This window comes from Rhodothermus profundi, assembly GCF_900142415.1.
In the GTDB taxonomy this organism is placed as follows: Bacteria; Bacteroidota; Rhodothermia; order Rhodothermales; family Rhodothermaceae; genus Rhodothermus; species Rhodothermus profundi.
In genome coordinates, this window is the sequence record NZ_FRAU01000003.1 from 1 (window position 1) to 24,536 (window position 24,536).

The 24,536-nt window shown below is 58.6% G+C and carries 20 protein-coding genes; 13 read left to right on the forward strand and 7 right to left on the reverse strand.

The genetic code is table 11. From position 1 onward, the window contains the following. Positions 1–1,055: hypothetical protein (locus tag BUA15_RS13590; RefSeq protein ID WP_143149570.1), on the reverse strand; the 1,055-nt coding region annotated here is incomplete at its 3' end. Between the two features lie 426 nt (positions 1,056–1,481). Here BUA15_RS13590 and BUA15_RS05150 point away from each other — a divergent pair. The 9 genes from BUA15_RS05150 (at position 1,482) to BUA15_RS05190 (ending at position 10,663) form a co-directional block, all read left to right on the forward strand. Then, the gene (locus BUA15_RS05150; protein ID WP_072714922.1) at positions 1,482–2,987 is read left to right on the forward strand and encodes an asparagine--tRNA ligase; all 1,506 of its coding nucleotides are present in this window, start codon (positions 1,482–1,484) and stop codon (positions 2,985–2,987) included. Positions 2,988–3,078: 91 nt separating this feature from the next. After that, positions 3,079–3,816: an SIMPL domain-containing protein gene (locus tag BUA15_RS05155; RefSeq protein WP_245771926.1), complete on the forward strand. Its 738-nt coding sequence runs from the start codon at positions 3,079–3,081 to the stop codon at positions 3,814–3,816. A 286-nt stretch (positions 3,817–4,102) separates the two neighbouring features. Continuing rightward, positions 4,103–4,651, forward strand: coding sequence for a hypothetical protein (locus BUA15_RS05160; protein WP_072714923.1), 549 nt, complete (start codon positions 4,103–4,105; stop codon positions 4,649–4,651). A gap of 104 nt (positions 4,652–4,755) precedes the next feature. After that, the gene (gene secD, locus BUA15_RS05165) at positions 4,756–6,609 is read left to right on the forward strand and encodes a protein translocase subunit SecD (protein ID WP_072714924.1); all 1,854 of its coding nucleotides are present in this window, start codon (positions 4,756–4,758) and stop codon (positions 6,607–6,609) included. A 25-nt stretch (positions 6,610–6,634) separates the two neighbouring features. After that, positions 6,635–7,558, forward strand: coding sequence for a protein translocase subunit SecF (gene secF / locus BUA15_RS05170; RefSeq protein WP_072714925.1), 924 nt, complete (start codon positions 6,635–6,637; stop codon positions 7,556–7,558). An 18-nt stretch (positions 7,559–7,576) separates the two neighbouring features. After that, positions 7,577–7,948, forward strand: coding sequence for an STAS domain-containing protein (locus BUA15_RS05175; protein ID WP_072714926.1), 372 nt, complete (start codon positions 7,577–7,579; stop codon positions 7,946–7,948). Between the two features lie 94 nt (positions 7,949–8,042). Further along, positions 8,043–9,344: an adenylosuccinate synthase gene (locus BUA15_RS05180; protein WP_072714927.1), complete on the forward strand. Its 1,302-nt coding sequence runs from the start codon at positions 8,043–8,045 to the stop codon at positions 9,342–9,344. A gap of 38 nt (positions 9,345–9,382) precedes the next feature. Next, on the forward strand, positions 9,383–10,072 hold the full coding sequence (locus BUA15_RS05185) for a class I SAM-dependent methyltransferase (protein WP_072714928.1): 690 nt from the start codon (positions 9,383–9,385) through the stop codon (positions 10,070–10,072). 3 nt (positions 10,073–10,075) lie between these two features. Then, positions 10,076–10,663: a hypothetical protein gene (locus tag BUA15_RS05190; protein ID WP_072714929.1), complete on the forward strand. Its 588-nt coding sequence runs from the start codon at positions 10,076–10,078 to the stop codon at positions 10,661–10,663. On the opposite strand, the gene BUA15_RS05195 is transcribed toward BUA15_RS05190, so the two are convergent. After that, positions 10,640–11,134 carry a hypothetical protein gene (locus tag BUA15_RS05195; RefSeq protein ID WP_072714930.1) on the reverse strand — a complete coding sequence of 165 codons (495 nt, stop codon included), beginning with the start codon at positions 11,132–11,134 and terminating at the stop codon, positions 10,640–10,642. The genes BUA15_RS05190 and BUA15_RS05195 overlap by 24 nt on opposite strands. Positions 11,135–11,293: 159 nt before the next feature. Continuing rightward, positions 11,294–13,978, reverse strand: coding sequence for a pyruvate, phosphate dikinase (ppdK, locus tag BUA15_RS05200; protein ID WP_072714931.1), 2,685 nt, complete (start codon positions 13,976–13,978; stop codon positions 11,294–11,296). Between the two features lie 248 nt (positions 13,979–14,226). On the opposite strand from ppdK, the gene BUA15_RS05205 reads away from it, so the two are divergent. Continuing rightward, positions 14,227–14,778 (forward strand): ferritin-like domain-containing protein, encoded by a 552-nt coding sequence (locus BUA15_RS05205; protein ID WP_072714932.1) that lies wholly within the window; start codon positions 14,227–14,229, stop codon positions 14,776–14,778. An 8-nt stretch (positions 14,779–14,786) separates the two neighbouring features. After that, the gene (locus BUA15_RS05210; RefSeq protein ID WP_072715165.1) at positions 14,787–16,103 is read left to right on the forward strand and encodes a glycerate kinase type-2 family protein; all 1,317 of its coding nucleotides are present in this window, start codon (positions 14,787–14,789) and stop codon (positions 16,101–16,103) included. Positions 16,104–16,248: 145 nt separating this feature from the next. Here the strand turns inward: BUA15_RS05210 and BUA15_RS13705 are convergent, their stop codons facing one another. The 4 genes from BUA15_RS13705 to uvrC form a co-directional block, all read right to left on the reverse strand. Beyond that, complete coding sequence (locus BUA15_RS13705; RefSeq protein WP_178139384.1) at positions 16,249–16,419, reverse strand: hypothetical protein; 171 nt, start codon at positions 16,417–16,419, stop codon at positions 16,249–16,251. A gap of 126 nt (positions 16,420–16,545) precedes the next feature. Then, positions 16,546–17,091, reverse strand: coding sequence for a spore maturation protein (locus tag BUA15_RS05215; protein ID WP_072714933.1), 546 nt, complete (start codon positions 17,089–17,091; stop codon positions 16,546–16,548). Between the two features lie 5 nt (positions 17,092–17,096). Further along, a complete protein-coding gene (locus BUA15_RS05220) occupies positions 17,097–18,101 on the reverse strand; it encodes a nucleoside recognition domain-containing protein (protein ID WP_072714934.1) in 1,005 nt (334 codons plus the stop codon). A gap of 71 nt (positions 18,102–18,172) precedes the next feature. Further along, entirely contained in the window at positions 18,173–20,011 is a 1,839-nt protein-coding gene (gene uvrC, locus BUA15_RS05225) for an excinuclease ABC subunit UvrC (protein ID WP_072715166.1), read from the reverse strand. 436 nt (positions 20,012–20,447) lie between these two features. On the opposite strand from uvrC, the gene BUA15_RS05230 reads away from it, so the two are divergent. Continuing rightward, a complete protein-coding gene (locus BUA15_RS05230) occupies positions 20,448–21,398 on the forward strand; it encodes a cation diffusion facilitator family transporter (RefSeq protein WP_245771928.1) in 951 nt (316 codons plus the stop codon). A gap of 68 nt (positions 21,399–21,466) precedes the next feature. Continuing rightward, entirely contained in the window at positions 21,467–24,526 is a 3,060-nt protein-coding gene (locus BUA15_RS05235) for an AAA family ATPase (protein WP_072714935.1), read from the forward strand. Positions 24,527–24,536: the final 10 nt, after the last annotated feature.

The window sequence follows — 24,536 nt, forward strand, 5'->3', positions numbered from 1 at the left end:
TGCCAGGTTAGCACGACCGAGCCGTCGCCTGGAACGGCGGCAATCTCCTGCGGAATGGCGGCCGTCAACGGCCAGAAAAAGCACAACGCCCCCTCGGGAACAGCAAGACACACCTCCGGCGGCTGACCAAGCGCCAGCGCAAACTGCAAGCGGAAAGGCTGACGCTGCGGCGCAGGCCTCAGCGTGTCGGCCGCAATGGTTTTGCCCAGCAGGTCCAGGCGGCGCAAGACGTAACGGGCACTGTCGAGGCGCTGCAGATGAAAGCGAACGGCTTCGCCGCGCTGGTGCCCAGGAAACTTGCGGGCCGCCAGAAAGACGGCAAAGGAGAGGCCTTGCTGGAGTTGCTCAAGCGAGAGGGGGTCCAGACCCGGGGTCAGGGCAGCGGCCAGGACCACGTTGTCCGAGGAGGCAACCACAAGGCGGCTGCTGTCCAGGGGACTGCCCAGTTGGCGGAGTTCCTGGAGGGCTTCGAGCAGGGCGGTCTGGAGGATGCCTTCAAGGGGGTCAACTTCGGAGGCGGGTTGGGGGGAGGAAGCCCAGGGAATGTGGAAGCGGAGCTGTTGGTAGGGGGAGAGGCGGACCCAGAAGGTCAGGCCATTGGGGGAGGCGGCGATGCCGACCTGGAGGGCGGCGTCGTCGGGGCTGGGGGGAGGGACGGCTTCGAGGGTGGCGGGGAAGGAGGCCTGGTGGCCGGTGGTGTTTTCGAGGCGGACGGTGAAGGAGCTGTCGGGTTGGGGTTGCAGGAGGAGTCGGTACCAGCCGGGGGGAAGTTGGTCGTGGGGCCAGAGGAGGTTACCTTGCGCGTCATGTCGGGCCAGGTAGACCAGTCCCAGTCGGGTGTTTTGGGTGGGGTTGAGGGTGCGTTGTTGGAGGAGGGCGATCAGGGCGGTGTGGGTGGGGCTGAAGTGGAGGGCGAAGGAGTTGGTGTCAATGTCGGCCTGGAGTTGGGGGGGCGCTTTTTGGAAGAGCTGGGCGCTCTGGGCGTGGGTGGTTGTGGGCAAGAGGCTGCTGGCAAGGCTTATCAGGAGAAAAATCCCCAGGCGTAAACGCTGCATGGCTATCCTCCCGTAAAGGCCAGAGAAAACCGAAGGATGTTTCTGGTGGGGTACGTTTGCTAGAGGAGGTAAGAATGGCCAGAAGCAGACAAGGGCTATAGGCGCGCCGCTTACGGCATTTAGGAAAGAGAAAGCTATCCGGCGTCCTGTCCGCTGCCTCTGTGCTTACTCCCCCCGCATTGTTGTTGTGATGCGTTGCCGCAGGCAGCTCTTCAAGGGCGCGTCAACGCTCTATAGAAATTAAACCCCTTGTTGGAGGATAAGCTGTTAATATATGGAACGTTATGCCATGAGTTTTTGGCGCAGCATGGCGCATGGCTAGCGTTGAAGGAGTGCCTGGTAGGTTGAGAGGAGGAAAGTCAGCAGGGCTTACGCGTATAAGCGCGGACCCTGCCGGATGCTTTATGACACCAGTAGATGAAAGCAATGGAACTGCCGTTTCAGTATATCGCCGATCTCCCCCGGTACGTGGGAAAAACGGTTACGCTTAAAGGATGGCTTTACAACAAGCGTAGCTCAAAGGGATTACACTTTTTGATTCTGCGGGATGGTACCGGGTTGGTGCAGTGCGTGGTGGCCCAGGAGAAAGTAGATGCGGCCTCCTGGGAGGCGGCTGAAGAGGCGACCCAGGAATGCGCTTTAGAAGTAGTGGGTACGGTGGTGCGCGACGAGCGTCAGATCGGAGGGCATGAAATTCAGGTGGCGCGTGTGCAGCGCATCAGCCCGTCCGAAAACTACCCGATTACGCCCAAGCCGCACGGCATTGAGTTTTTGATGGATCATCGGCATCTGTGGTTGCGAAGCCGCCGGCCCTGGGCCATTATGCGGATTCGTAACCGGGTAATTCGGGCAATCCATGAATTCTTCCAGGAGCGAGGCTTCTTGCAGCTTGATGCGCCGATCCTGACGGGAAACGCCGTTGAGGGGACCACGACGCTGTTTGAAATCGACTATTTTGGGGACCGGGCCTACTTGAGCCAGAGTGGCCAGCTTTATGCCGAGGCGTTGGCAATGGCCTTCGGAAAAGTGTACACGTTTGGGCCCACGTTCCGCGCCGAAAAGTCCAAAACACGCCGGCATTTGACGGAATTCTGGATGATTGAGCCGGAGATGGCTTTTTATGATCTGGAGATGAGCATGGCGCTGGCTGAGGAGCTGGTCGTGCATATTGTGCAGGAAGTGCTGCGTCATTGCCGGATGGAGCTGGAGGTGCTGGGGCGGGACATCACGGCCCTGGAGCGCGTGCAGCCGCCTTTTCCACGCCTGACCTACTCGGAGGCCGTGGAGCTGCTCCGAAGCGACAAAACGGCGCAGATGATTGAGGCGCGTATAGAAGTGCTGAAAGCGGAGCAGCAAAGACTGGAAGCGGAGCGGACGGAAAACAGGCGTCGCTACGGGCAGGCTAAAAAAGCCGAAAAGCGGCGCATCGACGCTCGTGAGATTGAAATCAATCAGCGGTTGGATGAAATCGAAAAAGAGCTGGAAAACCTGCCTCAGTGGAAGGAATCAGCTCGCAACTTTCAGTGGGGCAATGACTTCGGTAACAGTGATGAGACGGTGCTGACCTGGCACTTTGACCGGCCCATCATTGTGCATCGCTTTCCGGCGGCTATCAAGGCGTTTTACATGAAGCGAGACCCAGAAAACGAGCAGCTGGCGCTCGGTATGGATGTGCTTGCTCCAGAAGGATATGGGGAAATTATCGGGGGAGGGCAACGGGCCGATGACCTGGCCTTTCTGGAAGCGCAGCTTGAAGCGCATCGTTTGCCGCGCGAGGCATTTGAGTGGTACTTGGATCTGCGCCGGTATGGCTCGGTGCCGCACAGTGGGTTTGGACTCGGACTCGAACGAACGCTGGCCTGGATCTGTGGCGTGCACCATGTGCGGGAAGTGATTCCCTTCCCGCGTTTGCTGGGACGCCTGACGCCCTGACCAGACAGAGACAAAATTGGTATTGGAAGACATGCGAAACGGGCAGGATGTCCCGTTATTCCAGAGACGTACCTATCAGAAGGAGTGTGGCATGATGCGCTGCTTTTATAGTATTGTTGCGCTGGTCATAGGAGCGTTGCCGTCGCTGGCTGCGCTGGGACAGGTTGTGCGGGTGGGGACCGAAACGCCCGCTGTGCCCACGATTACGGTTCAGGGAGAAGGTGTCGTGCGCGTACAACCGGATCGCGCTACCCTCCGTTTTGCTATTGTTACCCGAGATCTGGATCCGGAACGCGCGCGCCAGCGCAATGCGGAAGCGGCGCGCCGCGCGCTGAATGCGATACGCACCCTGGGTATTGAACCGCGCTATCTCCATCTGGAGACGCTTACGCTGCATCCTGTGCGGGAATACAATCCAAGCAGGCGACAGTGGGAAGAAAAGGGCTATGAGGTTCGACGTGTGTTGCGCGTGGAGTTGACCGATCTGGACCGGTTGCCGGCCGTAGTAGCCCTGGCGGTGCAGCGTGGTGCCAATCGGCTCCAGGGCATTCAGTACGATGTGTCGAACCGCGAAGAAATCCGAATAGCTGCCTTGCAGGCGGCCGTCCAGAACGCCCGGGAAAAGGCCCGCCAGATGTTAACGGTGCTAAACCGAGAGGTAGGCAATCCGATTCGAGTTACCGAGCAAGCGTTAGAGTTTCCTCGACCCGTCTGGCGTGCCGATCTGGCGGCGCTGCGCACGACCGAAGCGTCGCCTGAACCGGAAGCCTATGCGGTAGGCGACATAGAAGTGCGCGCGCGTGTGGAGATTACGTTTTCGATCCGCTGAAGCGCTTTTTGAGGAGATCCCGCCGCAATGGGGACCGTGGTATGTCGAGACGAGGCTTGATCACAGGTAGCCTGCAGGCGTTTGAGCACACCAGGCAGCAGCTCAGCAATATGATAGAGGCGGCCCTTCATACGATGCAACGCAGGTTGATTCCTGATGCTTTAAAGATGCGACCTGTAGGGTGACAACTATATGTCACCCCTTGTTTTTGCCAAACGCTCAAGGGTAGGCGTTGACCCCTGCCGTAGTGGACCGTAAATTAGCCGGCGGTTAAAGGAGGCCGAGCATGAGGCGATTGCGGCATATTGGCGTGTTGCGTGGCATCAGCCTGGGGCTTGTGCTGATTCTGCTGGCAGAATTGGCGCGTCCGCTCTGGCCGATGCCCGGTGCGTCGTATGCTACCTGGCTGCGGTCCCAATTGCAAGGCGTGCTGGCTGAGACCATCCTGGAGGCGGGTGTGCGGGAGGCGCTGGCGGCTCGGCCTTTTTCGCTGGACGCATTCGTTCGGGCTTTTCTGGAGGCTTGTGCGCGTCAGGATGGAGGAGCGGCGGTGCGGGCAGCTCTAGGGCTGCCTCCTGATATCGCAGACGATGCCGTACTGGCTCGACTGCTAGAACTGGTTCCTCAACTGGTCGCTGCCCCCATGCTGACGCCGCGCTGGCAGGCCAGCAGTGGAACGTTCTGGGCCAGCCCGCGCACAGTCGCGGTTGCGTTTTTCCGCAGTGCGGAACGCTGGGGATGCCTGCTGGCCGACCTCCTGCCCAAGACGTTTGCGGTAGTAGTCCTGTCGCCTCGCGCTCTTCTGTTCGGTGCCGTGCTTCCGATGGGCCCCTAGGAGTTGAAGAGGCCCCGATCAGTCGGGATTGGATAACTGTTGAGGGGCCTGCTTTTTTCGAGGTGTGCTGCTGTATGCCATCACCAGCCTGAACAAACAACGGTATGAAACGCAACGGTTTCAAAATAGGCATTACATTAGCGCTGCTGCTCCTCTGTGGATACTACCTGTATCCAACGGTTCGGTATGCCCTGCTGCAGCGCAAGCTCAATCGCATGTCCGAAGAGGAGCGCGCTGCCTTTATGGAAGCGAACTATGGAACCATCCAGAGCTTGCGTGAAAAAGCGCTGAAGCTGGGACTTGATCTACAGGGGGGGATGCATGTAACGCTGGAGGTGCGGGTCGATGCGTTGATTCGAGAGCTGGCCACGGATGTGGACGAGACGTTCGAGGAGGTACTGGCGGCGGCTCGGGAGCGGGCGCGTTTTGGGGGCGTGTCGTTGATCGATGCCTTTGTAGAGGAGTTTGAGCGGCGCGACCCGAATGCACGTTTATCGCGTTACTTCCGCAACCCGGATGCTGGTATTACGCGGCGTTCGTCCAACGAAGAAGTTGCCGCCTATCTGCGGCAGCAGGTTGAGGAGGCGGTTGACCGAGCTATAGAGATCATCCGGGATCGGGTGGACCGTTATGGCGTGACCGAGCCGTCTATCCAGAAGCAGGGGACGCGACGGATTGTGGTCGAGTTGCCGGGCGTGGATGACCCTGAGCGCGTGCGGCGTCTGCTGCGCGGCACAGCTCGCCTGGAGTTTCGCTTGATGGCGGAGCCCCAGCTACTCCAGGCCGCGCTCCAGGAAATCATCGCATACTATGAACCAGACACGACGGCTCAGGCAGATACGCTGGCCGCTGCGGACACCTCGCTGGCTGCGCTGCTGGGGGAGCAGTCGGTGCCGGAACGTCCGCACAATCCGCTGCTGGCGGTTATGCAGCCCGTGGGACAGGGCGTGATTTTTGGCATTGTAGCTGGCCCGGATACCGCAAAGGTAAATCGGCTGCTGCGAGACCCGGAGGTGCGATCGCTCCTTCCACCAGGTATTGAGCTGCTCTATACCGCCAACCCCATAGGCACCGACGAACAGGGACGGCCGCTGTATTACCTGCTGGGCGTGCGGAAGGAAGTTGAACTGACCGGTGAGGTGATCACAGACGCCCGCGTAGAGTTCGATGAACTGAATCGGCCCCAGGTCTCGATGACCATGAACTCGGAAGGAGCGCGCATCTGGGCGCGGCTGACCGGGGCAAATGTGGGCAAGCATATTGCGATTGTGCTGGACAATGTGGTGTATTCGTATCCTGTTGTTAATGAGCGCATTCCCAGCGGGCGCTCTTCGATTACCGGACTGGATTCGCGGGAGGAGGCCCAGGACATCGTAACCGTGCTGAAGTCCGGCGCGCTGCCCGCACCTGTAGAAATCATTGAAGAGCGCACCGTGGGCCCCAGCCTGGGAGAAGCTTCGATTCGGGCCGGGCTACGTTCTGTGCTGACCGGGCTGCTCCTCGTCGCGCTGTTTATGATCTTCTATTACCGCACGGGGGGCATGATCGCTGACCTGGCGCTGGTGCTCAACATCATTTTTATCCTGGGTATTCTGGCAGCGTTCAAGGCGACGCTGACGCTGCCTGGCATTGCCGGTATCGTGCTGACCATTGGTATGGCCGTCGATGCCAATGTGCTCATTTTTGAGCGCATTCGCGAAGAACAGGCTACCGGCAAGACGCTCCGGGCTGCCATTGATCTGGGCTACTCAAAAGCCTTCAGTGCGATTTTTGATGCCAATATCACCACATTCTTCACCGGAGCAATCCTGTACTCGTTTGGCGTGGGCCCCATTCAGGGGTTTGCGGTAACGCTCATGGCCGGTATTGCGGCATCGCTCTTTAGCGCCATTGTCATTACGCGCATCATCTTTGACTATCTGGTGCTGGAGCGGAAGCTGATGGTCAGTGTAGGCTAACGCAAGGCAAACCGAAAAAAAAACCATGCGGATATTTGAAAACGCCAATTACGCCTTCCTTCGGCATCGAAAGAAAGCATACGTTTTTTCGGGCCTGCTCATGCTGCTGAGTCTGGTGTCGCTGGTGACGCGCGGACTGGAACTGGGCATTGATTTTAAGGGGGGGATGGAATTCATCGTAAGTGGGGCAACAGCCCCCGGGGCGACCGCTATTCGAGAAGCGCTTACGCCCGTATTGGGATCCGAGCCCGAGGTCAAAACCTACGGGGCAGAGGATATCCTGATTCGCGTTGCTGCGGAAGGCGATATCAATGAGGTGCAGCAACAGATCGTTGAAACTATTCGCCAGCGCTTTCCAGAAACCCAGCCCGAAGTCGTGCAGACTAACATCGTAGGGCCGCGTTTCGCAGAAGACCTGAAACGAGGGGCCATCTACTCAATTCTGGGAGCGCTGCTCGTTATTTTCGTTTACATTCTCATTCGTTTCGAGTGGCGCTTCAGCTTAGGCGCAGTTGCTGCGCTGTTTCATGACGTGCTGATCACGCTCGGGCTGTTTTCCTTCCTGCACGGCTGGCTGCCGTTTTCCTTAGAAATTGATCAGACGATCATTGCGGCGTTTCTGACCATCGTAGGGTACTCGCTCAACGATACGGTGGTGGTCTTCGACCGCATTCGCGAGTACATGAACCTCTTCAAGACAAAGCCGTTTGAGGAGGTGGTGAATTTGTCCATCAATAGAACGCTGAGCCGAACGGTTATTACCTCGGGCACGACCTTGCTGGTTGTCGTGATCCTCTTTATATTCGGAGGGGAAGTGCTGCGGGGATTTTCATTTGCGTTGATTGTAGGTATAGTTATTGGTACGTATTCATCGATTTTTGTAGCCTCGCCTGTAGTGGTTGAATTGCGGGAACGGGCAGCAGCCCAACGTCTGGTAACGGCGCGCTAACCCAAACCGGTATGTATCATGAACTTCTCTGTTGAAGAACGTTATAATGCGGTGGTCATCTCGCTGAAGGGAAATGTAATGGGAGGACCCGACGGGGTCAGACTACATGAAAAAATTCATGAGCTGATTCGAGAGGGGAAAAAGAATGTTGTGGTGGATCTGTCGAAGGTGAAGTTTATGAACTCCAGCGGGTTGGGCTTGCTGATCAGCGCACTGACCTCGTTGCGTAACGCAGGAGGGGATTTGCGATTGGCCAATGTAGCAGACCGAATCCAGTCGCTGTTGGTGATCACAAAGCTGATCACGGTGTTCAAGCACTATGATTCGGTGGAGGAGGCTGTGAAAAGTTTTGAGACCGATCCACCTGTTCCGGTAGAGCAAGCAACCTGAACGCGTGGTGAACCTCCCTTGCGGTTCAAAGGCGACGGTCTGGGGCCGTCGCCTTTGCCATGTTCTTGCTCAGAATCAAACGTCCTGATCAACCATGCCGGTAACGGTTGTCATCGGAAGCCAGTGGGGCGACGAAGGAAAAGGCAAGATTGTCGACCTGCTCAGTCAGGAAGTGGATATTGTCGCCCGCTATCAGGGTGGGGCCAACGCCGGTCATACGATCTGCTGGGGAGATAAAACGTTTGTGTTGCACCTGGTGCCCAGTGGCATTTTTCATGAGGGCGTTACCTGCGTGATTGGCAATGGGGTCGTGCTCGACCCGGTGGCATTGCTCGAAGAGATTCGCATGATCCGCTCCCTGGGATATGAGGTGGAAGGACGCCTGCTCATCTCGCATAACGCCCACCTCATTATGCCCTATCACCGCAAATTAGAAGAAGCGCGCGAGCGCTTCCGCGATGCCGACGCCATCGGTACAACCAGACGAGGCATCGGTCCGGCCTACATGGACAAGTTCGCCCGCACCGGCATTCGGGTTGTGGACTTGCTCGACCGCGACGTGCTGCGTAAAAAGCTCAAGCAGGCCATCGAAGAAAAAAATGCGATCCTGCGGGAAGTCTATAAGGCCGAAGCACTGGATGTCGATGCGATCATTGAAGAATATGTCGAGTTCGATAAGCTCATCGATCCCTACGTCACTGATACAGCCGAGTATCTGAACCAGGCGCTGCGAGAGGGTAAACACATTCTGGCAGAAGGAGCCCAGGGATCGCTGCTTGATGTGGACTTTGGAACGTACCCGTACGTAACCTCCAGCCATCCGACCGTGGGAGGTTGCTGCACAGGGTTAGGTATTCCTCCAACCGCCATTACGCGCATCATCGGTATTGTGAAAGCATACTGCACCCGGGTAGGAAACGGGCCCTTTCCTACAGAACAGCCCAACGAAGTGGGAAACCGGCTCCGCGAAATAGGGCATGAGTACGGCGCTACAACTGGACGACCCCGACGCTGCGGCTGGCTCGATCTGGTGGCACTTCGCTATTCGTCTATGATTAACGGATTTACGGAGCTGGCTATCACCAAGCTGGACGTGCTAACAGGATTTGAAACGCTCCCGGTTTGCACCCGCTACCGGTACGACGGCAAAATCAGCCAGCGTTTCCCCAGTGAAGCGCACACGCTGGAAAAAGTTGAACCTCTCTATGAAGTGCTGCCCGGATGGCAGGAGGATATTCAAGGAGCCAGTCGCCTGGAAGACCTGCCCGAGGCCGCCCGACAATACCTGGAGTTTATCGCGCGCTTTACAGGCGTAGATATCAGCCTGATCTCCACGGGCCCCAAACGAGAACAGACCATCTGGAATGGGCGCGCCGTTATCTCTGCCTCGGTCTGAATCGACTGATAAGCCGAAAGGTAAATGCAATCATCCATATGTTGGCGAGATATATTCTAATTCTCAAGAAAGTTCTGGGAAGTAAGCTGCCCGCCCGGCAGGAATTGCTGCTACGGATGCCCCAGGGATCCGTTTGCGCTGAAATAGGGGTATATAAAGGAGATTTTTCAGAAATGATCTTAGAAATTACAAAACCTAAGAAGTTACACCTCATTGATCCGTGGAAGTATCAATCAGAAGCGACGTATAGGCAAGCACTATATGGTGGGATCAGTAGAGGACAAGCTGAGATGGATGCTATTTATGATTATGTTTGTAGGAGATTTAGTAAAGCATTGAACGATGGGACAATAGTGATTCATAGAATGCCTTCAGAAGCGGCGGTTGATTGCTTCCCTGATAGTTACTTTGACTGGATCTATATAGACGGAAATCATTTATACGAATACGTAAAGAAGGATCTTGAGTTATATTTTCCAAAAATCAAAGCCGGAGGTTTTATTACTGGTGATGACTATGGAGTAAAAGGATGGTGGAATAATGGAGTACAACAGGCTGTCGATGAGTTTGTTAAGTATCGGAGATTGAAGCTAGAAGTCTTGGGAAGCCAGTTTATCATATATAAGCCTGAAGCAACAGAGAGAGGAGGGTTAGGGGATTCTGAAAATATAAAGTCGCAACCGATAGCAGGCGTATCACTACATAGGAAAAGCGTCTGGCGACATTGATCCATGACTTTGCTGGAGATTCTATTGTTGCTCATCATTGCGTATGGACTGCTAGCCAACGCGCGGCGAAAACAGCCGGCTAAACCGCAACCAGAGCGTACAACGCCCTCAAAACGAAACCAGGCGCTCGACGAAGCGCTGCGAGAAATTGGGGAGGCAGAAAGACATATAACTGACCAGTTATATAGTGAGCTCGACGAAGCGTTGCGCGAAATTCGCGAAGCGCTGGGCATGCGCTGGCCTGAGCCGGAACAGCGGCAGGCGCCGCTACCAGAGAAGACCGAAACAGAGTTCCGCAGTCTGGAGCAACCCCCGGGGCCGGAGTTTTATTCCCTGGAAGACACACCGCCCGATACGCGTGCGCAGAAGCAGGCAACACTGCACGACCATACAACCGCACTGGATCGGCCGCTGGGCAACGAAGCCGAACAACAGGCCATGCCAACCAGGCAGGCGCAGCTATGGCTTCGGCGGCTTCGGCACCGCAAAGGCGTCCAGGAGGCAATGGTACTGGCTGAACTGCTGGGACCACCCCGGGCGCGCAGCCCCTGGCAGCCACGCCTCAGCTCAAATGAAATCCGACGCAGTTGAGTCGTCCTGGTAGGCCGACCCCTTCTTGAAAACAGCAGCACCGAGGACACCACCTATCAATCCAAGCACCGCATACACTGTTACAATGAGCAGATAGCCCAGGATCTGGAACAGGCTATGCTGCGCAACAGCGGGGATGTCACGATCCATGCGCACCGATGAAAGATCTGGGAGCAAGCCAGCCAGGCTTAAAAGATGAGATAGACCACTGCCCACGAGGGTTGCTACAGCTCCTGCCCAAAAGCCCATCATGGCTCCCTGACCCCCTGAGATCGTCGTCTGGTACGTGCTTGTGTAGTGCCAGACGGCCAGCAGGCCAGCGCCCGTGCTTACCAGACATCCCACGTAGCTGAGTGGCACGGCCATAAACGATCGCTGGAGTACAAAGTGCATGACAAGAGCTCCTAGAAGCGTATTGGCAACAGCTATAACCGCACCACCCAGGAGAATGGAGGGAAGCTGTTTAGGCATGAGGCAAGCCTGTTTTAACGCAACGCTGATAAGATAAAAGATCTACCCTTCAAGTCCCCATCATCCTGGCCTGCGCCTACGCCAAACGAGCTGTTTCTGGAACGGCAGGAAGGGCCGCCGACAGATGTCGGCGGCCCTTACCTGGAGTCGGGGAATCAACTAGGAGCTAGCTGCTTCTGCTGCAACGGCTTCCCTGGCTTTACGTGCTTCTGCCCGCAGATGCGCCTGGGCCGCTGCCAGTCGCGCAATCGGCACCCGGAAAGGCGAGCACGAGACGTAATCCAGCCCGACTTCGTAGCAGAAAGCTACCGAGGCCGGATCCCCGCCATGTTCACCGCAGATGCCCACCTTCAGCGAAGGCCGCGCAGCCCGGCCACGCTCAGTTCCCAGGCGGACCAGTTGCCCGACGCCTTCCTGGTCGAGCGTCTGGAACGGATCGTCCTTCAGAATCTTGTGCTCAATGTAATAAGGCAGGAATTTGCCCGCATCATCCCGGCTGTAGCCGAAAGTAAGCTGCGTCAGATCGTTCGTTCCAAACGAGAAGAATTCTGCCACCTCAGCAATCTGGTCGGCCACCAGCGCGGCCCGTGGTACTTCGATCATAGTACCTACCAGGTACTCGACCCGCTCCCCCTTTTCCTGGAAGACCTGTTCGGCGGTTTCTTCAATGACCCGACGCTGGTGCTCCAGTTCTTCACGGGTGCCTACCAGCGGCACCATGATCTCGGGATACACTTCGACCCCTTCCTGCTTGAGCTCAACAGCCGCTTCTAAGATGGCCCGCGTCTGCATTTCGGTAATTTCCGGATAGGTGATGCCCAGGCGGCAACCGCGATGGCCCAGCATCGGATTGAATTCCTTCAAAGCCTCGACCTTGGCCCGGACGGTTTCGACCGGAATGCCCAGCGCTTCGGCCAGCTCCTGCTGTTCTTTTTCGTCGTGGGGCAAGAATTCGTGCAACGGCGGGTCCAGCAGACGGATTGTCACGGGTTTGCCAGCCATCGCACGAAAGATGCCCCGGAAGTCTTCCTTCTGATAGGGCAGGAGCTTGGCCAGGGCCGCCTTGCGTTCTTCCAGCGTCGAAGCCAGAATCATCTCCCGCATCGCCAGGATGCGGTCGCCCTCGAAGAACATATGTTCGGTGCGGCACAGGCCGATGCCTTCGGCTCCGAACTCTACCGCCTTGCGGGCATCCTGCGGCGTGTCGGCGTTTGTGCGCACGCCCAGGGTGCGGAACGCATCGACCCACTCCATGAACCGTGCAAAATCACCCGAAAGCGAGGGGGCCTCCAATTCCTCTTTGCCCAGGATGACTTCGCCGGTTGATCCGTTAATTGAAATCCAGTCGCCCTCCTTGACGACCACGTCGCCTGCGCGAAACGTCTTTGTCTGATAGTCAATCACAATGTCACCGCAACCTGCTACGCAGGGCTTCCCCCAACCACGGGCTACCACGGCCGCGTGCGAGGTCATGCCGCCGCGCGAGGTCAGGATTCCTTCGGCGGCGTGCATGCCTCCGACGTCTTCTGGACTGGTCTCCACCCGCACCAGAATTACCTGCTTGCCCTGCTCCTTCCAGGCCTCAGCGTCTTCGGCTGTAAAAACAACCTGCCCGACAGCAGCACCGGGAGAAGCCGGCAATCCACGTCCAATCACACGGTCCTTATAGGCCTGCTCGTTCTTAAAGCGCGGATGCAGAAGCTGGTCCAGATGCTCGGGATCTACCAGGTCCCGCACGGCCGTCTTTTTGTCAACCAGCCCCTCATCGACCATATCAACCGCAATCTTAATGGCCGCCACGCCCGTCCGCTTGCCGTTACGCGTCTGTAGAATAAACAGCCGCCCCTCCTGCACCGTAAACTCGATATCCTGCATATTTTTGTAATGCCGCTCAAGCAGACGAGCCAGCCGCAACAGCTCATCATAAACTTCCGGCATCAATTGCTTCAGTTCGGCAATGCTTCTGGGCGTGCGGATGCCGGCCACCACATCCTCTCCCTGAGCATTGATCAGAAACTCACCGTAGAGTTCGTTTTCTCCAGTGGCCGGATTACGGGTAAAGCACACGCCCGTCCCACTCCGCTCGCCCATGTTTCCGAAGACCATCGCCTGCACATTGACGGCCGTGCCCAGCAGGCCCCGAATTTTGTGGATCTGGCGATATTTAACGGCCCGTTCGCTATTCCATGACGCAAAGACGGCATTGATAGCTTTGTAGAGCTGCTCGTATGGATCCTCAGGGAAGAGCGAACCGGTGTGCTGGCGATAGACCTCTTTGTAGCGCCGGACCAGCTCCTTCAGCGCGTCGGCGTCCAGCTCGGTATCTTCCTGAACCCCCTTTTCCTTTTTCAGGGCATCAAGGACCTCTTCAAAATAATCATGCTTGACGCCCATCACCACGTCTCCGAACATGTCAATGAAGCGGCGATAGGCGTCGTAAGCAAAACGCTCGTTGTTGGTGCGCCGGGCAAGCCCTTCAACGACCTGGTCGTTGATGCCCAGGTTCAATACCGTATCCATCATGCCCGGCATAGAAATGGCCGCGCCACTGCGCACCGAAACCAGCAAGGGATTCGCTGGATCCCCAAAGCGCGCGTTCATGAGCTGTTCAATGTGCCGGACGCCTTCGCGCACCTGTGCCTCTAAGCCCTCCGGCCACTTGCCTGCATGCGCGTGATAGTAAGCGCAGGCTTCGGTCGTGATCGTAAAACCCGGTGGGACCGGCAGGCCAATGGCGCTCATCTCCGCAAGGTTTGCGCCCTTGCCTCCCAGCAGATCGCGCATGTCTTTGTTACCTTCTGCCTGCCCACCGCCAAAGCGGTACACGTATTTTTTTGTGTCCATGGGACCCCCTCGTGAAAGCGTTGGGTGTTCCAGAATTTAAAAACGGTTTCGCCCAGGCAACTTTTCGCCATAAGATAGACTTCTAACGCCTGTTGTCAACGGGGGCCTGGGCCATCAACCAGAATGCCTCCTATAGAGAAAGGGCTTATAACATGTTGTTTTTGCAAGACAAAGTGAATTGGATGAGTCGGGAAGGCGCTGAAGTAACATGTTAAAACCATTAAATTCTCACAAACACAAGGGGGCTCATGCAAGGTGTTGAAAAATTGCCGCAGGTTTTTAAAGAGCCTGAGCGGCCACGTACGGCGGTGTATCCCAATGCCATAGGTCTGCCCCGGCCGGTCGTTGAGCAACTGCTACCGCATCTGGATGCGTTCCTGGCCTCGCTCTGGATACTCTATCATCAGTACCACAAGCACGCCTGGCTGACTACAGGAACGACCTATGCATCACTGGCGCCTTTCTTTCAGACCTGCTATGAACAGGTGCACGAAAGTCTGGACCGGGTTGCAGCGCGCGTGACATTGCTGGGCGGGGTGCCTACCTGTCATCCAGAAGAACTGGTGAAACGGTCGTTCCTGACCCATGAGCCTGAAGGCGCCTATGCTGTGGTGACAATGCTGCAACACGACCTGCGTGCTGAGCGGGAGCTGTGCATCCAGCTTCGCGGCAGCATTGCGCTTGCATGGGAATTGAACGAACACGGCACGCGCCGATTGCTGGAGGAGGTGTTGCTGGGCGCCGAAACGCGAGCAATGCAGCTAGCACGCTTTCTGAAAGACGAGGCACTAACCGAATGAATCGAACCATGCCCTATCAGGACGGCGTGGCCGATGCGCAGGCCATTTTTCGAGCGGCCGTGCGGGGCGCGCAGGCCGACGTGCTGCTGACGCAGACGCCGTGGACGACCTGGACGCCGCAGAGGCTGGACCGCTACCGACGCATCGTGGTGGTCGGGATGGGCAAAGCCGCAATGGCGATGGCCGGTATGGTCGAACAACAACTAACCGAACGCATCGGCGAAGGCCTCGTGGTGGTTCCACACGGCTATGCGCAGGCGCCGCTCCCGCATGGTCCCGCTCCACAGCGCATTCCGGTAATGGAAGCCGGGCACCCCGTACCCGACAAGCACAGCGTGCAGGCAGCCCGGCGCATTCTGGAACTGGCCGCAGGCTGCACCGAAGACGATCTCTTGCTGGTGCTTATCTCGGGCGGTGGCTCGGCACTCTGCACGGATTTTGAACCGCCCGTGACGCTTGCCGACGCGCAGCATACGTTCCGGCTGCTGCTTGAAAGCGGAGCGGATATCTACCAGATGAACACGGTGCGGAAGCACCTGTCCCGCATCGGAGGCGGACGGCTGGCGCAGGCTGCTGCACCGGCCGACGTGCTGGCCCTGGTGATTTCGGACGTGGTCGGCGATGATCTGTCGGTCATTGCCAGTGGACCGACCGTGCCGGATCCCACCACGTTTGCCGAAGCCATTGCCGTGCTGCGCCGTTTCGGGCTCTGGCATCGGGTGCCGGCATCGGTGCGCACGCGTCTGGAAGCTGGTGTTACGGATCCATCCCTGGAGACGCCCAAGCCGGCCGATCCACGCTTTGCCCGGGTCGTAACCCGTCTGATCGGTACCAACCGCCGGGCGCTGGAGGCAGCTGCCGACGAGGCGCGACAGCGCGGCTACTCGGTACGGATTGTCACCGACCGCCTGACCGGCGAAGCCCGTGAGGTGGCACCGCAGCTGGTAGCAGCGCTCCGGGACGTGCGCGAAAATCGACCTGTATGCTTGCTCTGGGGTGGGGAGACAACCGTCACTGTGCGGGGCCGGGGCAGGGGCGGACGCAATCAGGAGCTAGCACTGGCCGCTGCCCTGGCTATGGAAGGCTGGGAGGCGTCGGCCGTGCTGCTCAGCGGAGGCACCGACGGACGAGACGGCCCTACCGATGCAGCAGGCGCCTGGACAACACCAGACACAGCGTCCCGTGCCCGCTCGTGCGGCCTGGATCCCCAGGCCTACCTGGAGGACAATAATGCGTACGCCTTTTTCGAAGCGCTCGAGCAGCTCCTCTTCACAGGGCCTACGCATACAAACGTCATGGATGTGCAGGTCGGGCTGCGACGCTAACGAGACGTAAGAGAAGCGTAGCGTGTCTGGTGCACATACCAGCGCGCCGAACCGCCAGAGACAACCTAAGTGTGCCCGTTATCCCCACCCGACGCACCAGCGCCCGGTTGCGCCTCAGCAACGCATCGATCGACATCTTCCATTCCTACAGACACCGCGCCATTGTCTCTTGCTTCCCCACCGGCCGATCATCGCGCAGGCGTTCGAGATCCAGCCGCTGCGCTTCCCGCAACCGCCGATGTGTCATTTCGAACCAGCCCTGCTGCGCCGCCCAGAGGGCTATGCGGGCTGCCCCCGACGAATAAAAGGCGCCCAAAGGGTAGAACCAGCGGCGTGGTTCGCCCTACTGGAAAGGCGGCCAGAGCGTGTTGGACAGGGGCCGGTGGCCCTGCCAGGGGTTGGGGCAGGCTGGAGGCTACGAGCCGGTAGCAGCCAGCGGCATTTATCCGGCAAACAGCCATTGTACCAGATAAATGGCCATAAGCATGGCGGTAACGTCGGCAATGAGTCCAGCCGGGACGGCGTGGCGCGTCCGTGAAATCCCCACGGCGCCGAAGTACACGACCAGTACGTAAAACGTGGTCTCGGTCGAGCCAAACATCACGGCAGCAATCTTGACAATGATCGAATCTTCCCCGTACTGGCGAATCAGATCAAGCACTACCGCGGCCGAGCCAGAGCCGGTCAGCGGACGAAGGATGGCCATGGGCAGCACTTCGGGTGGAATGCGCAGGGGACTCAGCACGGGACGAAGTAGCTCGATCATGAAGTCCATGGCGCCCGAAGCCCGAAACATGCCAATGGCAAACAGGATCGCTACCAGGTAGGGAATGATGCGCACGGCCACATCAAACCCTTCGCGGGCGCCTTCGACAAAGGCCTCGTAAACCGGCACACGTCGGAGCAGGCCATAAAGTGGGAAGCCGACAATCAGCAACGGTAGCACCAGCAGCGACAGCGTCTCGATCAGGGTGCGGAAGGTCTCCATTGGATTCAGGCGTTGGTTTCCGGTTGGTCGTGCTGATTGTTCGCCTCGGTGTGCAGGGGATCGGTGCGGCGGTAGGCAGGCAGCCGGCCCAGCAGTTTGGCCGCTACGATCGCCACGATAAGCGAGGCCAGCGTAACCAGAATGATGGGGAGGATCAGTTCATTGATCGCAGCGCCCATAATGGCCATAAGCAGGACGGGAGGCACGAGCTGCACGCTGGCGGTATTCATCGCCAGGAGCATAACCATGGCGTTCGTGGCGGTGTCAGGGCGAGGATTGAGTTTTTGCAGCTCTTCCATGGCTTTAATGCCCAGAGGCGTGGCTGCATTGCCCAGTCCCAGCATGTTGGCTGTCAGATTGAGCGTGATCAGGGCGAAGGCGGGGTGATCGCGCGGTACGTCTGGGAAAAGCGGACGCAGGAGCGGGCGAGTCCATCGGGCCAGATGTCGGACCAGACCGGCTACTTCGGCAATGCGCAGCAGGCCGAGCCATAGGGCCAGCAGGCCAATGAGTCCCAGGGCCAGCGTAACAGCCGTCCGGGCAAACTCAAAGGCCGCGTCGGTGATGGCCTGCAGGCGCACAAACCGAACGGGCGCAAACAGCACCGCAGCCGTGGCCAGCGAGTCGGAGACGAACGTCAGCGTCTGCAGCGTGCCCCGCAGGTCGTTTTCCCGGGGAGAAGTAATGCGGCGAATGGTGGCCAGCGGTTCGGGCACGTCTACGTCCCGCGCAAAGCGCAGCTCGCGGCCAGTGCGAAACTGCACCAGTTCGCCGGTATAGGATGCATCCGGGGCCTTTTCGGTGCGATAGAAGGCCCGGTAGGTCGCCGGATCGATGCGAACCTGAACGGGTTGACGCCGAGCCTCTGACTGATAACCTTCTGGAAAGAAAAGGATAACGGGCAGCGGGTCGCCGTTACGATACGTGTCGCGCGTCAGGTCCCGCACGTCCGACACCACGGCAAACACCAGACTGAAGATGATCAGGCCAGCCCAGATATAGTTCAGCATGGCACCTGTAGGCTATGTGCAGGCAGATGTTTGCCGCAAACATAGGACGGGGCGAGCGAAATTGCCAGTGCTCAGGTGGTGGTATCGAAGTGATGACGGATGCGCTGGGCACGGACGCGTCCAATGACGGCCGCCAGCGCTTCCAGGTCGGCTTCGCGGACGCGTTGCGCCGAACCGAAATGCTTGAGCAGCTTTTCGACGGTACGTGGACCGATACCGGGAATGTCGAGCAACTCAGAGCGCAGCGCGCGCCGGCGCTGGCGGCGCTGCAGGGCGACCGCAAACCGGTGGGCTTCGTTGCGGATACGCTGCAACAATTGAAGCGCCGGACTGGTCTTGGGGAGCTGATAGGGATCCGGATCGCCTGGACGATAAATTTCTTCCAGCCGTTTGGCCAGGCCAATCACTGGAAACCGACCACGTAGCTCCAGGGCCTCAAGAGCTTCCAGCGCGCTGGAAAGCTGCCCTTTGCCGCCATCGATCACGACCAGATCAGGCCAGGGGCCGCCTTCGTCGCGGAGCCGCCGATAGCGCCGATGAACGGCCTCGCGCATGGCCTGGTAGTCGTCGGGCTTGCCGGGCGCGACGCTGCGGATTTTAAACGTCCGGTAGTCGCGCTTGCTGGGGCGACCGTCCTCGAAGACCACGCAGGAAGCTACGGTACCGGTGCCGCCCAGGTGCGAAACGTCGAAGCATTCGATGCGACGCGGCAGGCGTGGCAGATGCAGAACTTCCTGCAGGGCACGCACCGCCTCTGGAATGCGCGCTTCACCCCGTTTTTTCTGAGCCAGCCGCCATTCTTCAAGCAACAGCCGCGCATTGGCTTCTGCCAGGTGGACCAGCCCTGCCTTGTCGCCACGTCTGGGAACGCGAAGGGGAACTTTTTTGCCCCGTCGCTCGCGAAGTAGCGCTTCCAGGGCGTCCGGTTCGTCCAGTTCGTGCGAAAGGAGCACCTCGTCCGGAAAGAAGACCGCTTCGGCATAGTAGTTTTCAACGAAAGCCTGCAGGAGCGCACGGTCGCTCTGTCCTTCGATGCGGCGCAGGTAGCGATGGCGGCGGCCAATTACTTTGCCTTCGCGCACCTGAAACACAACACCACAGGCTACGCCTTCGGTGCGGTCGATGGCCAGCGCAAACACGTCGCGGTCGGCAAAGTCCTGGCTGACAATTTTCTGGCGTTCGGTATGCTGTTCGAGGAGCCGGATCTGGTCGCGCAGCTCGGCAGCCCGCTCAAAGTCCAGTGCGGCCGCCCGGGCTTTCATCTCTTCCCGAAGCTGAGCAATGAGCGCCTGCGTTTTGCCGTTCAGCAACTGCTCGATCTGGCGAATCGTCGCGTTGTAGTTTGCCTCAGATTGGAGGCCAATGCAGGGAGCAGCGCATTTCTGAATGTGATACTCCAGGCAGGGCTGATATTTGCCGGCTGCAATGGCTTCGGGGGAGAGGTTCAGGTTACAGGTGCGCAGCTTGAACAGTGAGCGGATCAGTCGCAGCAGCCGGTGCATCTGTCCGACGTCGGTGTACGGGCCAAAATATTTCGAGCCGTCCTTGCGGACGCGTCGCGTGGGAAAAACACGGGGAAACCGTTCGTTGGCAATGCAGATGTAGGGGTACGTCTTGTCATCGCGCAGGTTGATGTTGTAGCGGGGCTTCAGCTTTTTGATCAGGTTGTTCTCCAGGATGAGCGCTTCGGCTTCCGTATCGGTAACGATCACTTCGACATCGGCTATCTTGCGAACAAGCGCTTCAAGCCGACCATCTCGGGGACGACTTTCCTGAAAGTACGAGCGAACGCGCTGCCGAAGATTCTTCGCCTTTCCTACATAGAGTACCTGGCCCGCGGCGTCTCGGTGGATGTAGACGCCCGGACGGGTAGGCAGATGCGCCAGCTTTTCCTGAAGCGCGGCCTGCATGGCGTCCATACCTTCGCCTGAAACCAGTCAGGGTTCCCTGAGCGGTCTGGATAGGCCAACTTGCGCCGTTAACGGTGGTTCGCTGGTCCGTGGCGCATGCCAGACCAAAGGGCGTTTTTGCGGTCTAGCAACTGGAGCTACGGGGCTTCGCGAACATGCCAACTGGTACACCCCCGGGCTCCGCTGATAGAGAGGCTAGCACCCGGCCCGGTCCAATACGGAACTGCGAATCTTGAAAGGCAGTGCATTGAGCGGTACGTGCAGGAAGGTGCACCATTTCGAGGCATGCCTGGCGCAGCGCACAAAGCACTTGCAGCGTGCTCCCCTGCCAGACCGGGAAGTGAATCTGGAAACCTGTTTCGGGGATGCTGAGCGGGCACGAAGCAGCCGCGCAGGCGTTCTGTAGGCGCTTGCTTAGAGGACCTTCCAGATTCCCATGCCGTGGCCTGATTTGCACGATCCGCGCCACCGGGCGATGGCAACGAGCCTGGCGGTGTCGGTGCTGATGCTCATTGGAAAGTTTACGGCCTATCTCCTCACAGGGAGCGCTGCAATTTTTTCGGATGCGGCAGAGTCGCTGGTGCATATTCTGGCCACAGCCTTTGTCGCTTTTAGCCTGTGGTATGCCTTGCAACCGCCTGACGCCGATCATCCGTACGGCCATGGCAAGATTGCCTACTTTTCGGCGGGGTTTGAAGGCGCCATGATTTTGTTGGCTGCCGTCGGTATTCTCTACACAGCGGTGCAGGACCTGCTGCACGGGCCAGCGCTGCGTCGGTTGGGGCTGGGCGTGCTCCTGACTGCCCTGTTCAGTCTGATTAATCTGATTCTGGGGCTTTATCTGATCCGGGTGGGACGGCGCCATCACAGTCTCGTGTTGGAGGCCAACGGACGCCACGTGCTTACGGATATGTGGACCAGCCTGGGGGTGGTAGCAGGCGTGGCGCTGGTCGCCTGGACCGACATGGTCTGGCTGGATCCACTCATTGCGATGGTGGTGGCGCTTAACATTCTACGCACGGCTTTCCAGCTTCTGCGCCAGGCTATTGCCGGACTGATGGAGCGCGTAGATGAAGAAGACACGCGTCGTCTGCTGGCGGTGCTCGACCAGGCGGTGCAACAGGGCCTGATTTCCAACTATCACCAGCTTCGCCATCGCCGCATCGGAGACCAGCTCTGGGTAGAATACCACCTGATGATGCCCGGCACGTGCTCGCTCGACGAAGCGCATGCCCGGGCGCATCGCGTGGAAGCAGCCCTCCAGGCAAGTTTTCCCGGACGACGGGTCTATGTGACGGCTCACCTGGAGCCAGAACATCATGAAACGGCGCATCCGGCCGGTCATCAGGAACCAGTCGATCCATTCAAAGCCCCCATAAAACCGTAGCGGCACGGGCGTATCTGACAGAAGCGCGCGTTATTTTTTAGCCAGATTCATCGAAGGGAGGAGTTGCTATGGTACCGGTTGCGCTGCGGCTCAAGAACTTTATGAGCTACGGAGAAGAGGCGCCCGTGCTGGATTTTCAGCCGTTTCGGGTGGCCTGCCTGTCGGGCAACAATGGGCAGGGCAAATCGGCCTTGCTGGACGCGATTACCTGGGCGCTCTGGGGAGAAGCCCGCAAGACGAGCGATAGTCGCAAGCCCGACGAGCACCTGTTGCGCGTAGGGGCCAGGCAGATGGAAGTCGAGTTTACGTTCGATCTGGAGGGGCAACGATACCGGGTGCTGCGGCGCTATACCCGGTCAACCTCTGGAAAAACCAGCAAGTCGGAGTTAGAGCTTCAGGTATACGAGCCGGAGACCGGAACCTATCGGCCACTCACAGGAGCTTCGGTAACCGAAACGCAGCAACGGCTAAATCAACTGTTAGGGATTGACTATCAGACCTTCATCAATGCTTCGTTTCTCTTGCAGGGACGCGCGGATGAGTTTACTCGCAAAAAGCCTGGCGAGCGCAAAGAGATTCTGGCTCGTATTCTGAACCTGGAGCGTTACGAGCGGCTGGCCGAACTGGCACGAGAAGAAATGCGTGCAGCCCGGGCCCGCGCTGAACAGATCGAGCAGCAGCTGGATCAGATCCAGGCATCCCTGCAAGAAGAGCCCTCCCTGAAGGCAACCCACGAGCAACTGCTGGAGCAGCAACGTAAGCTGGAAGCGGACCGAGAGGCCCGACAGCAGCAGCTGCAGGCGCTGCACGCGCAACGGGTGCGCCTGGAAGAAAGCCGCCGGCGCCTGGAAGAACTCCAGGAACAGGAGCGGCAGCAGGCCGCTCGCCTGCAGGAGGAACGGGAGCGGCTGGCACGGCTGGAAGCAGAGCTTCAGGACCTGGAGCAACTCCTGGCGCGACGTGAAGAAATTGAACGGGCGCATCAGCGTTTTCAGGTGCTGCAAGCAGAACGCCGGCAACTTGAAGAGAAGCGCGATCAGTACTGGGGCATCCAGAAGCAATTGGATCAGGTAAAGCATGAGCTGGAACGCCATCGGGCAACGCTGGAGAAGAAGCTGGAGCTGGCGCGCAAGGAGCAGGAGCACGTGCAGCGACGGCTTCAGGAATTGAAGGCACGGTTGCAGGAACGCCCTGCGCTGGAAAAACGGCTGCAGGCGGCCGAGCAGGCTCAGCGCGAAATGGCACGTCTTGAACAGGTGCGGCAGCAACGCAAAGCCCTTGAGGAAGAAATCCGCAGCGTTTCGGAGGCGTTGCTGGCTGAGCAGAAGCAACTGGAAGGCCAACTGGCTTCTCTGGAGCGGCAGCAAGAGCAGGAAGCCGAGGTACCAGAAAGGCTGGCTGCGCTAGAGGCAACCTGCCAGGAGCTGGAACAGGCGGCTGCGCGCTATCGCGCGCTCCGTGACGAACTGGAACGCCTGAAAGAGGCGGGCACGCAGCAGCGCCAGGAAATTGAAGGGTTGCAGGCGCGTTTGCAGGAGCTGGAACGCCAACAGGCAGAGCTCAAAAGACGATACGAAACGTTTCTGCAGGCGGAAGCGAACGTATGTCCGGTGTGCGGCAGCACGCTGGATCCAGCGCATCAGGAAGAGGTGGCGCATCACTATCAGGAACAGCTTGAGGCCCTGGCCCATGCGCTGGCCGAAGGCCGCCGGCAACTGGCTGAACGACAACAGCAACTGGAAGCGCTCCGCCAGCAGTATAAGCAGCGACGCGAAGAGATTAAGCAGTGGGAAACCGCCCCTGAGCAACTGGCTCAGACAAAGGCCCGGTTGGAGGAGCTGCAGCGACGCAATGCCCGCCTGGAGGCGCTAACCCGCCAGATCACCACGCTTCGAGCACAACTTGAACAGCGGACTTTCGGGCAAGCGCATCGGCAGCGGCTGAGCGCCTTGCACCAGCAGCTCGAAGCTCTTCCATTCGACGAGCAGACCTTTGAAGCATTGCGCCAGCAGGTAGCCGAGGCCGTTTCTCTACGCAAGCAGTTGCAGGAGCTTGAGACGTTGCAGGGACAGCAGGAGAGCCTGGAAAACGAGCTGCGTCGTCTGGCCAAGCAGGAACAACAATATCGGCAGGAACTGGCGCAGGGACCGACAATCCTGGCGCTCTTGCAGCGCAGCCGAGCCCTTCAGGAAAAGCTTCAACAGGTAGGATTTGATCCAGAACGACTGCAGCGGGTCCAACAGGAGCTGGAGGCGCTGGGGGACGTCGGTGCGCAGTTGCACCGGTTGCTGCATGCACAGGAGCACCTGGAGAAAGGGCGGCAGGAACGGGAGGTGCTGCAGCGCCGCATCCATCAGGAAGTGGAGGCGATGGAGCGGTTGCAAACGCATCTGCAGCAACTCCGGCAGGAGCTGAAAGCCTGGTCCAGCATCCAGGCGGCCTGTGAGGAAGCGCAGCAGCGGCTTGAGACGGTAGAGGCAGCATTGCGTGCGGTGCAGCAACAGCTTGGAGAAAGCCAGGCTCGCCTGGAGCATCTGCAAACGCTACGCGCGCAGCACAAGCAGTTGCAGCAGGAGCTAGAAGCCACGCGGCATCGCGAGCGGCTGCACCGGCATCTGCAGCAGGCGTTTGGCAGGCATGGAATCCCCTCCCTGATCATTGAGCAGACGCTTCCGGAATTGGAAGCGCGCGCTAATGAATTGTTGGAGCGGTTGACCGACGGGCGCATGCGCGTCTATCTGCGCACGCAACGGACCAAAAAATCGGGGGGGACAAAAGAAACCCTGGACATTATCATTACGGATGAAAACGGAGCGGCTCGGCCTTACGAAACGTTCTCGGGGGGCGAAGCCTTTCGTGTTGATTTTGCGTTGCGGCTGGCACTGGCGCAGTTGCTGGCCGATCGAAGCGGGGTGCGCGTGCGTACGCTGGTTATCGACGAAGGCTTTGGGACGCAAGATCCTCAGGGATTGCAGCATCTGGTTGAGGCCATTCAGGCCGTGCAATCCGATTTTGATAAGATTCTCGTGATCACGCACCTGAACGAGCTGAAGCAGATGTTTCCGGTGCGCATTGAAGTGGAGAAAGATCCGGTTGAAGGATCACGTTTTGAAGTCATTGGCGTGTGAGCTACGTCCC

Excerpts from the sequence above, each read along its gene's own strand:
- BUA15_RS05150 (WP_072714922.1), top strand. The coding sequence starts at position 1,482 with ATGGAACTGCCGTTTCAGTATATCGCCGATCTCCCCCGGTACGTGGGA.
- BUA15_RS05155 (WP_245771926.1), top strand. The coding sequence starts at position 3,079 with ATGATGCGCTGCTTTTATAGTATTGTTGCGCTGGTCATAGGAGCGTTG.
- BUA15_RS05160 (WP_072714923.1), top strand. The coding sequence starts at position 4,103 with ATGAGGCGATTGCGGCATATTGGCGTGTTGCGTGGCATCAGCCTGGGG.
- secD (WP_072714924.1), top strand. The coding sequence starts at position 4,756 with ATGAAACGCAACGGTTTCAAAATAGGCATTACATTAGCGCTGCTGCTC.
- secF (WP_072714925.1), top strand. The coding sequence starts at position 6,635 with ATGCGGATATTTGAAAACGCCAATTACGCCTTCCTTCGGCATCGAAAG.
- BUA15_RS05175 (WP_072714926.1), top strand. The coding sequence starts at position 7,577 with ATGAACTTCTCTGTTGAAGAACGTTATAATGCGGTGGTCATCTCGCTG.
- BUA15_RS05180 (WP_072714927.1), top strand. The coding sequence starts at position 8,043 with ATGCCGGTAACGGTTGTCATCGGAAGCCAGTGGGGCGACGAAGGAAAA.
- BUA15_RS05185 (WP_072714928.1), top strand. The coding sequence starts at position 9,383 with ATGTTGGCGAGATATATTCTAATTCTCAAGAAAGTTCTGGGAAGTAAG.
- BUA15_RS05190 (WP_072714929.1), top strand. The coding sequence starts at position 10,076 with ATGACTTTGCTGGAGATTCTATTGTTGCTCATCATTGCGTATGGACTG.
- BUA15_RS05195 (WP_072714930.1), bottom strand. The coding sequence starts at position 11,134 with ATGCCTAAACAGCTTCCCTCCATTCTCCTGGGTGGTGCGGTTATAGCT.
- ppdK (WP_072714931.1), bottom strand. The coding sequence starts at position 13,978 with ATGGACACAAAAAAATACGTGTACCGCTTTGGCGGTGGGCAGGCAGAA.
- BUA15_RS05205 (WP_072714932.1), top strand. The coding sequence starts at position 14,227 with ATGCAAGGTGTTGAAAAATTGCCGCAGGTTTTTAAAGAGCCTGAGCGG.
- BUA15_RS05210 (WP_072715165.1), top strand. The coding sequence starts at position 14,787 with ATGCCCTATCAGGACGGCGTGGCCGATGCGCAGGCCATTTTTCGAGCG.
- BUA15_RS05215 (WP_072714933.1), bottom strand. The coding sequence starts at position 17,091 with ATGGAGACCTTCCGCACCCTGATCGAGACGCTGTCGCTGCTGGTGCTA.
- BUA15_RS05220 (WP_072714934.1), bottom strand. The coding sequence starts at position 18,101 with ATGCTGAACTATATCTGGGCTGGCCTGATCATCTTCAGTCTGGTGTTT.
- uvrC (WP_072715166.1), bottom strand. The coding sequence starts at position 20,011 with ATGCAGGCCGCGCTTCAGGAAAAGCTGGCGCATCTGCCTACCCGTCCG.
- BUA15_RS05230 (WP_245771928.1), top strand. The coding sequence starts at position 20,448 with ATGCCGTGGCCTGATTTGCACGATCCGCGCCACCGGGCGATGGCAACG.
- BUA15_RS05235 (WP_072714935.1), top strand. The coding sequence starts at position 21,467 with ATGGTACCGGTTGCGCTGCGGCTCAAGAACTTTATGAGCTACGGAGAA.